Annotated in this window: 3 protein-coding genes; all 3 read right to left on the minus strand. The window is 56.0% G+C overall.

All coding sequences use genetic code 11. From position 1 onward, the window contains the following. Positions 1–16: 16 nt before the first annotated feature. From NYE29_RS26400 to NYE29_RS26410, 3 genes are read right to left on the minus strand one after another with little or no spacing between them, the layout of a single operon-like run. Positions 17–6592 (minus strand): amino acid adenylation domain-containing protein, encoded by a 6576-nt coding sequence (locus NYE29_RS26400; protein ID WP_340898106.1) that lies wholly within the window; start codon positions 6590–6592, stop codon positions 17–19. After that, positions 6592–9747 (minus strand): type I polyketide synthase, encoded by a 3156-nt coding sequence (locus tag NYE29_RS26405; RefSeq protein ID WP_340898108.1) that lies wholly within the window; start codon positions 9745–9747, stop codon positions 6592–6594. Before NYE29_RS26405 ends, NYE29_RS26400 begins: the two co-directional genes overlap by 1 nt. A gap of 5 nt (positions 9748–9752) precedes the next feature. Then, the gene (locus NYE29_RS26410; protein WP_340898109.1) at positions 9753–13088 is read right to left on the minus strand and encodes a non-ribosomal peptide synthetase; all 3336 of its coding nucleotides are present in this window, start codon (positions 13086–13088) and stop codon (positions 9753–9755) included. Positions 13089–13098 lie beyond the last annotated feature (10 nt).

A 13098-nucleotide genomic window follows, 5' to 3' on the forward strand; every position in this document is an offset into this window, starting at 1 on the left:
TCCCTTATGTTCAAAATCATCTGCGGCGCGTCTGTCTTGCTTGAAACCGTCTGTCCGCGCGGTCCACCGCTTTTTGCTCCATACCTGTAGGGGACTTGTCCACTGAAGCACTTCCGAAAAATTCAACCAGCGCTGCGACGGAGGTATGCCTGAACAGCTCGATGATAGGAATCTCGCGGTTCAGCATCTCCTGCAGCTTCAATTGCATTTGAACCAGCTTGAGCGAATTGCCGCCAAGGTCGAAAAAATGCTCATCCCTGCCGATATGCAGACGGTTCAGCAGTTCCTTCCAAATGGAGATAATACCTTCTTCCAGTACGGATTGCGTCGGTCCCGCTGCGGGTTCAATCGTCTCAGGCAGAATGGCCAGGAGTGCTTTGCGGTCAGTTTTGCCGTTGGGAGTCAAAGGGAAATCTTCGAGAATGCTTATGCTGTAAGGAACCATGTAGCCTGGAAGCCGGGAGCGCAGATGGGAACGCAGTGCAGCCGGGTCCGGCAAGGGTTGCCGTTCCGAACCGAGAACCACAAAGGCGCGCAGACGTCTCGCGTCCTCCTCTCCTTCAGCAAGCACAGTAGCCTCTTGAACGCCGGGACAGGTCTTCAGGGTGCTTTCGATTTCGCTTAACTCAATGCGGTAGCCGCTGATTTTGACCTGGAGGTCGTCGCGTCCAAGGAATTCAATGACCCCGTCTGATCCATAGCGGCCCCAATCCCCCGTCCGGTAGAGGCGTTCTCCGGTGATAGGCGACATGACAAAGCGTTCAGCAGAGCGGATCTCATCCCGCCAGTAGCCGCTGGCAACACCCAGACCGCCAATATATAACTCTCCCGGCACCGATACTGGACATTCTTCCATCCGTGCATTCAGCACATATACACGCTGGCCGGACATGGATAGACCATAGGGAATGTTGGTCCAAGCCGGATCGACAATGTGAACCGGGAACTGAATCGACCAGATCGCTGCTTCGGTTGCCCCGCCAAGCGCAATAATCTCGGCCTGAGCACTCAGGCGGCGAATAGCTCCCGGAAGAGTGGAAGGAATCCAATCTCCGCTCAGCAGGCACAGTCTGAGGGAATTCAGCCGTACTTCAAATGCGGCATACATCAATAGCATGTTCATGAAGGCGGGAACGCTGTTCCAGACCGTAACCCGGTGCTTCTGCATCAGCTCCAGCCAGTGTGCTGGATCGCGCAGCCGATGCGGCTCTGGCAGCACAAGTGTGCCTCCTGCCGCCAAGCAGCCGAAGATGTCGAATACGGACAAATCGAAGCTCAGCGAAGAAAGGCCAAGCACGACATCCTGCGGGTTCAGCCCCTGGCTGCGGTTAATATCGGTCAACGTATTAACCGCGGCTATATGGCTGATCATCACCCCTTTAGGCGTTCCTGTACTGCCGGAAGTGAATAAAACGTAGGCCAGTTGCTCGCCTATTCCGTCCGCATTGCCTCCATATTCCGGCGTCTCTTCGTTTCCGGTATTTTCGCTGACCTCTATGGTCTTAATACCGGTAGTGGCCCAATCACCTACAGGGACAGAGGACTGAACCAGTACTATTTGAACCTGTCCGAGCTCCAGCAGCTCTCCAATGCGGTAGGCAGGCAGACCTGCATCTACCGGCATGTAGGCCGCTCCAGCCTTTAAGATTCCTAGGACCGCCGCCACCTGCTCCCAGCCTTTTTCCATCACTACGGCAACCAATGTCTCCGGCTGTATGCCATACGCCACCAACTGATGCGCTATAGCATTGGCTTTGCGGTTCAACTCTCCGTAAGAGAACGTATATCCGCCTACAATCAGGGCCGGAGCATTGGGCTGAGTGCGGGCCATCCGCTGAAATCCATGATGCAGGGCAATGTCATGCGTCTCCTGTTTGTGTTGGTGCCGTGTGTCAATTTCCGCCAGTCTAAGGCGGTGTGCGAATCCGGCTGAACCCGAATCGGCCAGCGGCAGGGCCTGCTCCCAGGCCTCTTCTTCTTCTGCCAAACGGCGCAGCAAGCTTCCATAGATGGCAAACATCTCATCCAGCACTCCCGGCGGGAACTTGCTCAGGGCCGCGTCCCAGTTGTAATGAAGCTCGCCGTCCCGTTCAGCTACCTGGTGATCCAGCCATACCTGAGGTGTCTCCGAAAGACTGCGTGCTTCCGTCTCGGATTCATTCCTCCGCTGGAAGATCTGATCAAATCCGGCTGTCGTCCTCTCCCTGTCAGACAAATCCAGAAGGCTTGTGAACACCACCGGAACCGGTTCACTCAGAATGCTGTGGGCCATAAGCTGTTCTGTCACACGGATGCCACTGTAAAGGCGGTGATCGAGATCGGTCCACAGACGTTTCTGGAGCTGTTCAGCCCTGCTGCCAAAAGGAAGAGGGTCACGGTAATCGACCTCCAACAGGCTGATGGTTGTGAAATCGCCAACCAAATGTTCCATTTGCGGATGCAGCGGGAGACGGTTAAACAGCGTTAGATTCAATAAGAAATGCGGCTGCTTGGCATACAGCGCAAGTACTTCCGCATAACAGGTGAGCAGCAATGCGGAGGAAGTTAACCCCCGTCTGCGTGCCGCCGCTGACAGCTTCGACCAGAGACTGGCCGGCAGAACGGCCTTCCAGCGCTTAAATTCCTGCCGCTTCAAGCCTTGAGAAACCGCAACAGGCAACTGCGGACCGGCCGGGAGGCGGGGAAGTCGCTCTTGCCAATAGGTCTGCGCTATACTATAACGGTCTACAGAGGTTACGGACAGCAAGGACAGCACATAATCACGGAAAGTTGCTTCCAGTGGTGGCAATTGGGCTGTTCCGGCATACAGCGCAGCCAGTTCCTCCAGAATAATCCGAAAACTCAGCGCATCGGCGATCATAAGGTCAAAGCTAATATGCAGCCGGGTCAGTCCTTCGGGCAGCCGGGTCGCTTTAATGGCGAACATCGGCCAGCTGCCGGTATGAATGGTCTGCGACATCACTTGACGTATGTCGTCCAGCCGTGAGACTCTCTCCGCTTCGGAGCAGCCGCTTGCGTCTGCCATTCTCACTGGGTAAGGCGGGACCTCTTCCAGAATCTGCTGCATGCCGTCCGGCATGACCATTGCCCGCAGCATAGGATGCCGCTTAATGAGCGTCTGGAAGCACTGTTCGAAACGTTCAATATCAAGACCCGCAAACTCCATCTCCTGATAGACATGAGTGGCGGCACTGCCTGTTCGTCTTCCGCTCCAATAGGCCATCTGTACTTCGGTCAAAGGAAAAGGTTCAAAGGCTTCTTGCGGCGACACTGTAAATTCGGGTAAGTCCACTCTGGCTGAGCTTCCCGTCTCTGACAAAGGTGCCACCGCAGCGTCATCCAGTTCAGTTGCCATGTTGGCAATGGTGGAGGCGATAAGCAGTTGGCGGAGCGTCAGCTCCACCTGCAACCTGGAGCGGATTTCAGTCAGCAGCTTGACAGCCAACAAAGAATTACCGCCCAAATCAAAAAAATGATCATGTATTCCGACGCTGGTCAGGTTCAGCACCTCTCCCCATACCTCGGCGAGCCGGATCTCAGTTGTGCTTCGCGGCGCTGTGTAACTGCGGGTTAATACCGCCTTGTCCAGCGGCAGCCGTGAAAGGAATTGCCGGTCTACCTTGCGGTTTGGTGTCAAAGGCAGCTCAGCAAGCTTAACAAAACGTGCCGGGATCATATAACTGGGAAGTACCTCGCGGAGTGTTTCCTTCCAGTCTGCCTCGTCAGGAATGGTCTCCTTGCCAGAGGCTAAAGGGGACGGCACCCAATACGCAGCCAAAAGTTGTTCTCCCTGTCCGGCGTCGCAAGCGACCACGGCGCTTGCCGCAATCTCTGGCTGAAGGTTCAACTGCTGTTCAATCTCAGAAGGCTCGATACGGAAGCCCCGCAGCTTGAGCTGCTGGTCTTTACGGCCGAGATAGACCATTTCTCCTCCAGGCAGCAGCCGGACCCGGTCCCCCGTATTGAATAGCCGCCCTCCCGCCTGGTCCAGCGGGTTCATGATGAACTTCTGCGCGGTCAGCTCCGGCTGACGGTGATAGCCGTCCGTTACGCCGTCACCTCCGATGTACAGTGTGCCTTCGGCTCCGAATGGCACAAGAGCCAGCGCTTCATCCAGGACCAAGCAGGTTGTACGTCCGATCGGTCTGCCAATCGGGACTTTGTGCAGGAGGTCATCGGGCGTAAGCTTGTGGGCCAGAGACCATACCGCCGTTTCGGTGGGACCGTACAGGTTCCATACCGCTTTACCCCGGTGCAACAATTGTGCAGCAAGCTCCGGCTTCAGTTCCTCACCACCGCAGAGTACAGTCATGTGTTCCGAACCCTTCCAGCCCTCTGCCAGCAGCAGCCGCCACAATACCGGTGTTGCCTGCATAAAGGTCGGCTTATAACGATTCATATTCTCCATAAGCAGTCCTGGATCGCTGCTGCTTCCCTCCTGTGGGAAGATCATCGTTGCCCCTGCGGATAATGGCAAAAACAGTTCGAGCAAGAAAATATCAAATGAGCATGTCGTCACAGACAACAGCGAATCCTCGGATGTCACATGCAGCAGATCCTGCATGGCATAGAGGAAATGGACCGCATTCCGGTGAGTCACGGCTACCCCTTTGGGCTGGCCTGTACTCCCGGAGGTATAAATCATATAAGCGTGATGAGGTCTTTCAGATGCCTTGGAGTCAGACAGAGCACGATTAGTCTGCCAACATGGGCTGCCTGGGCTGATGTCGCAGCAGCGATGGTCGCCGAACCGCTCGGCTTCCGCAGGATGATCTACCAGAATGCAGTCCAGTTCAGCGTGGCCCGCGATGTATTGCAGCCGCTGCTCTGGAAAGGCCGGGTCGAGCGGAACATAAGCGCTGCCGCTGATCAGAATGCCCAGGATGCCTGCCGCCAGCTCGAACGAAGGACGGGCACAGATGCCAACGCGGTGGCCCGGCCCTGCGCCGACTGAGAACTGCAAATAGGCTGCTAACCGCTCTGCCGCCCCATATAATTCGGCATAAGTATAGGAACAAGGGCCGCATACAATAGCCACGGCCGACGGATTGGCTGCGGCTTGCCGCTCCACCAGTGAATACAGTGTCGATCGCTCCGGGTAAACAACACCCGGGCCGATGCCTGCCTTATGCAGCTCAGCTTCTTCAAACGGAGAAATCAATGGAAGCTCCGGGAGCGTCTGCTGCGCTTTCGCCGGCAAATGCCCAAGCATCCAGACATAGTTGGCGAGCAGTCCTTCTGCTATTCTTTTGTCATAGAGATCGGTGTTGTATTCCAGCATTACATCCAAATGATGGAGATGCTCGATAACTTCCAGTGTGATATCGAATTTAGCAGACGGCTGAGTCCACTTCTGCGGCGTGCAGACAGCACCGTCCAGTTGATCCAATGACATGCCGCCTTGCTGGAAGATAAAAAAGAGCTGGAATAAAGGCGAATAAGCCATGTCCCGGGGCGGATTCAATGCATCCAGTACATGCTCGAACGGGATTTCCTGAGCTTTCAGGGCTCCAAGCACTGTCTGCATGGTCAGTTGTAGGACCTCTATGAAGCTGCCTGCATCGCGGATATCCGTTCTTAACACCACATTGTTCACGAAGCAGCCCAGCATCTCTTCGGTTTCTTCCCGGCATCTTCCCGCCGTCGGAGTGCCGACCACAACATCTCCCCTGCCGGTATATCTGTACAGCAGCACGTTGAAGGCAGCCAGTACAGTCATGAAGAGCGAGGCGCCAGCAGACCTTGCGAGAACTCTGAGCGCTTCAAGCTCCTCCGCTTCGATCCGCAGCGTGCAGCTATCTCCGCCCGAGGTCAGCAAGCGCGGGCGCGGGCGTTGGGAAGGAATTGTATAGAAAGGATCTGCGCCCCGCAGCTGCTCCTTCCAGTAATGCAGACCTTCCGTCAGCATCTCTGCCTGCATCCATTCTCTCTGCCAGCAGGCATAATCGGCATAGTCGTATTCACGCTGATTATCCGGTGGGCTTTGACCTTTGCATAATACGTTATAGAGCTGCACCCATTCTTCTGTAAGCAATCTAAGCGACCAGCCATCGGCAACAATATGATGAATGACGAACACAAGCATGTGGTCATCCTCTGCCAGCTCGTACAATCCGGCGCGCAGCAATGGCGGCTTGCCGAGATCAAACGGCTGCGTAAGCAGCGGCTGAGCCGCTTGTTCGACCTGGCGCAGCCGCTCCGCTTCTGATGCCCCTGTGACCTTGACCTGCAGCAGCGGAATGGCGCTGTCAGCGGCGATGTGCTGCTGCGGCTTCCCCTCTGTGGCGGTGAATGAGGTCCGGAAGCTCTCGTGACCGGCCGCCAGCAGGCGCAGGCTGGCTTCCAAATCACCCTTCTTAAGAACACCGGTAATTCGGATTGCCTGATGCAGATGATAACTGGAGGCGGTGCCGCCGAGCTGTTCCATCAGCCATAAACGCTCCTGGCTGTAGGACAACGGTAATCCATTGCCATCGCGTGTTTGTTTTTCCAAGGGAATTTGCAGCACGGGAATGCCGCGTTCACGCATTTGCAGCCGGAACCATTGTTTTTGCTCTGGCGACAATGAGGATAAGGCTACTTGTTCGGCCATTACCCCTTCCCTCCGCTCGGTTTGAGTTTGTCCTCTGCAAGGCTGCTGGCGATCTCGCCACTGCCCATAGCAGCCATTTCCCGGAACAAACTTGCAATAGATTGCTCCTTGCGGGTCTCTCCGGAGGTGTTCTCCAGCACTTGAGCCATTCCGCTTACGGTCGGGTGCAGAAAGATGTTCTCGATGGACAGTTGCACGCCCAAAGCTTGCCGAATCCGGTCAAGTACCTGGGTGGCCAGCAGCGAATGACCTCCCAGTTCGAAAAAGTTATCATCTGCACCCACCGGTTGAATATGAAGCTCCCGTTCCAAAATCTCCACAAGCTGTTGCTCAATGCTCCCCTCCGGCGCACGGTACGCTGCCGTTACCTTTGGTCGGGCATGGCGTGATCCGGTTTGACGTTGCTCGGGAATGGAACTGAACGGTACGGATATCCCGGATGCTTGTGTCCCTGACGTAACCGTAACCGAGGCATTTGAGCCGGACGGGGCAGCTTCGGGATATACCCAGTAGCTCTGCCGGGAGAACGCATACGTTGGCAGCGGAACCCGTCGGCGCGTTTCATTTCCGAAATAAAGCCCCCAGTCCAGATCTGTACCACATACCCATAGGTTGGCTATAGCCTGTGCCAGCACCCGCGTGTCCTCGTCCTGTCCGTGGACAGAACGCAAGGCGGGCACCCACACACTGTCTTCAGCCGCCTCCGGGTTCTGCCGCCCCAGCCCACATAATGTGGAGCCTGGTCCTAATTCCACAAACAACCGGTTTCCTTCGCGCAGCAGGGCCCCAAGTCCATCCATAAAGACAACCGGTTCGAGAATATGCCGGGTCCAGTAGCCGGGATCGATAGCTTCCTCAGCCTTCAGCCAGGTACCGGTAAGACAGGACATTATTGGAACAGAGGGTTCCTTTAACTCCACCTGCATCAATAACTCACGGTAAGCGGCGGCCATCGGCTGCATCAGCGGCGAATGGAAGGCGTGAGAGGTGGATAGTTTTTTATTAAAAACCCCTTCTTCCGTCAGCCGCTGCTCCAGTCCGGCAATGGCGGCTTCTTCTCCCGACAACACGCATAGACTTGGGCTGTTGACCGCTGCCAGCGTAATTCTCTCTTGTAGATATCCGTTTACTGCCTCACGGCTGAGCCCAACTGCCAGCATCGCTCCTCTTTCGGTCCGGGACATCCACTCTGCCCTGCGGCAGACCAGCATAACGGCATCTTCGAGACGGAACACACCTGCGATTGCGGCTGCGGCGTATTCTCCCAGACTATGGCCGATCATGGCCTGTGGGCGAAGTCCCCGGCTGATCAGGAGCTGGGTCATAGCATACTCAACAGCAAATAACAGCGGCTGGGTGAGCGCGGTCTCGTTCACGTCCAGTGTTAGCGGGTGATTCTTAACGGATTGCATCAATAGCTTGATATCCATCCCCGTCAGGCTTTGGATCTGCACTGCGCAGCGGTCGTAATACTCGCGAAATACCGGTTCAGCAGCATATAGGCCTGCCGCCATCCCCATATATTGCGAGCCTTGCCCCGTGAACATAAACACCAGAGGACGGTTCCTGGAAGGACTTTCTCCCTGGTATACCGCTTGCGGGTCGGCCGCTTCCATTGCCAGGACAGCTTCTTCCTGCGTGGAGCAGACCACAGCCGCCCTGATCCCAAAAGCCTGCCGGCCAACCGACAGTGTATATGCTACATCCGCTAATTTCGTCTGCGTCTCTTCACGTAAATAGTGCTGTAGCCGGGACAGATTACCAGCCAGGGAGGTCTCGGATTTCGCTGATACTGGAAGAATATGCCACCCCGGCGCGGCTGGTGTACTGTACATACGTGGACTCTCTTCAAGGACCACGTGGGCATTGGTGCCGCCCATACCGAGCGAGTTCACTCCGGCGCGGCGCGGGTAGGCTTGCTCTGGCCAATCCGTAAGCCCTGTATTTACGTAAAAAGGACTGCCGTCAAAGTCAATCGCCGGATTAGGGCGCTCATAATTCAGCGTCGGCGGAATTTGCTTGTGGTGCAGCATGAGCGTCGCTTTGATGAATCCGGCAATGCCGGCGGCAGAATCGAGATGCCCTATGTTCGTCTTGACCGAACCGATCGGGCAATACCCGCGCTGATTCGTGCCAAGGCGGAACGCTTGGGTCAACGCCTCTATTTCAATCGGATCTCCCATTCGGGTGCCGGTGCCATGCGCTTCAACGTAACCGATCGTCTGCGGGTGAACCTCTGCCAGCGCCTGGGCCGAAGCGATGACTTCGGATTGTGCGCCTACGCTTGGCGCGGTATAGCTGATTTTATCCGCTCCGTCATTGTTGACGGCAAACCCCTTGATGACAGACCAGATATGATCCTTGTCGCGGATCGCTTCATCCAGCCGTTTCAGTACGACAAGACCGTAACCATTGCCCGGAACAAATCCGCTGCTGTTCTCGTCAAAAGCGCGGCAGTGTCCATCCGCCGACATAATTCCTCCAGGCTCAAACAGGTAGCCTGCACGTTCAGGCGGGCCAACCGTGATGCCACCAGCCAGCGCCATGTCACATTGATAGGTCAACAGGCTCTGTGCTGCCATGCAGACGGAGACCAGAGAGGTGGACGACGAGGACTGCACCGCCATAGACGGGCCTTTGAGGTTCAGGCGATAGGAGATCGTTGTAGCCATACTGTCCTTGTCATTGCCGATGGCTGCCTGCAAATTGCCGGTGGCCAGCATTTTTTGAATATGAGGATAGAGGTTCAGGAACAGATATGAGCTCATGCTTTTTCCGGCAAAAACGCCTACGGAGCCTCCGCATTCCGAGGATTGGTAGCCAGCATGCTCCAACGCTTCCCACGCACATTCGAGCATCATCCGATGTTGGGGGTCCATAAGCTCCGCATCCTTGGGATTGATCCCGAAAAAAGCGGCATCGAATGCATCGAGCTGGCCGATTTCCCCTTTGGCCCGGACATAATTTGGCTGACTCAGTATTCCGGGGTCAATGCCTGCCTCCTCCAGTTCCCGGCTGGAGTAATGGGAAATACACTCTTTTCCCTCGGTCAGATTCCGCCAGAAGGCCTCCAGGTTTTCGGACTGAGGGAACCTTCCCGCCATGCCGATGACCGCAATTTCATTTCCGTTATAAGGATACTCAGGATGACTCATAGCATCTATTCCTCCTTCTCTGTGGTGCTGCGAACCGCTACGGAAGAAGCTGTTTTCCGGTAACGGAGAAATGCGTTTTTTTGCTTCGCGGCCGTCTCGTAAATGTCAGTCCCCAGAGCATCGCGCGAGCCTTCGCTGAGATATCCGGCAAGTGAACGGACCGTCGGGTATTTGAACAAATCCACCAGCGTCAGCGGAACGGGAAATTCCCGGCTGAGCCGGTCATGCACTTTGGCGAGCAGCAGCGAATGTCCGCCTAGATCAAAAAAGTTGTCTTCCACGCCAAAGTGCCGGAGCTGAAGAATCTCCTCCCAGACCTTTGCGATGGTTTTCTCTGTGGCGGTCTGGGGCTGTTCATAGGCGGCCCCGTTACGGGCAAGGCTCTCGCCAGGCTGCGGAAGGGCAGAAACCTCCAGCTTGCCATTGGCATTGTAGGGAATACGCTCCAGTTGAATATAAGCAGCGGGCTTCATATATGAAGGAATCCGCGACTCCAGCCAATGCGCCAATTGCTGGCCGATAATGCTCGCTTGGCTGCGGACCGTATAGTACGCGATCAGCCGCAGGTTGCCTTCAAAATCGGGCTGAGGATACACGGCTGCCTCTTCGACTTCCGGAAAAGTGCACAAATGCCGCTCTACTTCACTTAGTTCAATCCGGTACCCGCGGATTTGGACCTGCCGGTCGCTGCGTCCGATAAAGGCAAGCTCGCCGCCGGGGAGCAAATATCCGGTATCCCCTGTCAGAAGCAGCCGCTCGCCTTGGCGGAATGGATGGGGTACAAATGCCGCTTCGGTCAAGTCACGGCGATTCAAATATCCACGGGCCAATCCGTGTCCAGAGATGCAGATTTGTCCCTTGACCCCAATCGGAACCGGCCGTAGATGAGAGTCCAGCACATAGACTTGCTGATTGGCTACCGGTCTGCCCAGTGAGGCGGAAACAGCTTGCTCCCCACCCTGGCCGGGCTTCAGTAACTTATACGTACTGCACACGCCGGATTCTGATAGTCCATACCCGTTGGCAATGTCCATTCCGCGCAGCCTGTCCACATGTGTGGGCAGCAGAGTCTCTCCACCACTCAGAATGAGGCGAAGCAGGGAAGAGGTTCCGCCGTCGCTATTCAAGCGCCGCACCATAGAGGGTACGGTGCTGAGGATCGTAATGTGATGCTGCTCCATGTAGGCCCGCAGCTTGCCCGGGTGCAGCACTGTTTCGGTATCCGGCAAGACGAGAGTCCCTCCGGCAGCCAGAATCGGCAGCGACTCTCCGATGAAACTGGCTGAAGCAACCGATGTAATGGGCAGCAGACGATCCAAGTCCGTCGCCTGGTACGATGAAAGAAAGGAATGGACCAGATTGTCGATGCTGCACCGCTCCAGAAGGACTCCTTTAGGAACCCCTGTCGAACCGGAAGTAAAGATGATAAAAGCGAGCGCCTGCGGCGATAATCCAGTGTCCGGTCCCTGCTCGTCCTGCTCACCGAACACGGGGATCTGTTCCTCCAGCAAGATTACTCGCTCGGGCGGGAGCGGCAGCAACGTGGAAAGGACGGCATCACTAATTGCATACACGTCGCCAAGCTCCTCCACCATCTGCCGGATACGTTCCCGGGGCATCGCAGGATCAACGGGCACCACGGCTCCTCCTGCTTTGGATATGGCAAGTGCAGCCGCTACAAAACGTCCCGAGGAGGGAAGGCAGACGATCACCGGCGTCTCCGCGTACAGACTCTTGTCCATAAGCTGTGCCGCAAGACGGTTCGCCCACTGGTTCAGGCCGCGGTAACTAAGTGCATGTTCTCCCTCAAGCACCGCGCATTTCTCTGGAGATTGGACAGCTCTGCGCTCGATCCACCTTACAAATCCATGTTCCGGTACTGGCTGCTCGGTTTCGTTCCATGTCCGTAAAATCATGTTCTCTTCTGAGGCCTCCAGCAGTTTGAGCCGTCCAAGTGTCTCCTGCGGATCGTCCAGAGCTGCCACCGCCAGCCGGATAAAATGCCCGATCATGCGTCTCATCGTTGCTCTTGTGAACAGATCGGAGCTGAATTCAAAAGTCCCCCGCAGTGCTCCGTCCTCCTCCCAGCAGGATACGGACAGATCATTCTGGGCAATCCCGATGTCCAGCGGGACGGCTGACAAGCGGAGACCTTGCGCTTCCATAACCGGCATCTCCAGATTATCGAACTGGAACATGGTCTGGAAGACGGGCTGTACACTTCGCTCGCGGTCCGGGTTCAGTCTCTCGACAAGCAGATCGAACGGCAGGTCCTGATGGTCAAAAGCCAGCAAAGCCTCTTCCTGAACGCTCCTTGCATAGTCTATAAAAGACAGGTCGTCCCGCGGCTGCGTACGGACTACCACAGTATTCACGAACATCCCTATCAGCGGCTCCAGCTCGGTTCTTGTCCGTCCGGCTACCGGCGTGCCGACAAGCAAATCATCTTCTGCACAGTACCGGAAGAGCAGCGTCTTGAAGACGGTCAGCAGGAAGTGAAACACCGATAAGCGTTCCTTCCGGCAAAAGCTGCCAATGCGCTCATACACGTCAGGCTCTATCCGAAACGACTCCATCCCTCCCAAGCCCGACATGGAGCTTGGCCGTTTAAAATCGGCGGGTATGTCCAGCATAGGAGGCGCGCCTTCCAGCTTATCCAGCCAGAATGCCAGATCCCGTACATAGGCCGTCTCTTCGCTCCGGCTCTCGAGCCACCGTACATAGTCCCGGTACTGGATCGCAAGCGGCTGCAAGTCTGGAGCTGTCCGGTCCAACTCTGCTTCATACAGACGTGTGAAGTCACGAAGGAGAATCCCCTTGGACCAGCCGTCCGCTACAATATGGTGCATGCGGATGATCCAGATATGCTCCTGCTCACCCACATGCAGCAGTGTAAAAGAAATTAGCGGATCATGCTCCAGGTCTATCGGACTGCCTGCAATGCGTGTGATTTCGGCATGCAGCCATTCGGAAGAAGTGGCTTTGCCACCGCCCTCCGCTCCCACTACTTCAAAAGCTAAGTCTCCTGCGTGAGGACAGGCGCATGGTTCGCCCTGGTGCAGTCTGTAATTTACGTTCAGCGGTTCGTGGCGCTCCAGCAGGGAGCGCAGTGCTGCCCGCATGCAGTCTGTGTCGAGGTTCCCTTCGATCTTCAGCACCGCGCTGTTATTGAAGGCGGCGCTGCCCGGATGCAGCTGCTGGAGGAACCAGATCCCGCGCTGCGCGGGGGACAAACCGAAGGAACCAGCCTCTCCTGTACGGGGAATCGCCGTGTGCTTGTGCCCCGGAACTGAAATGCCTTTGTTGCGCAATAATCTGTCATACAGCTCATTGTTTATCATCTTCCATTCC

This window comes from Paenibacillus sp. FSL M7-1046 (genome assembly GCF_038007405.1).
GTDB lineage: Bacteria > Bacillota > Bacilli > Paenibacillales > Paenibacillaceae > Paenibacillus_AQ.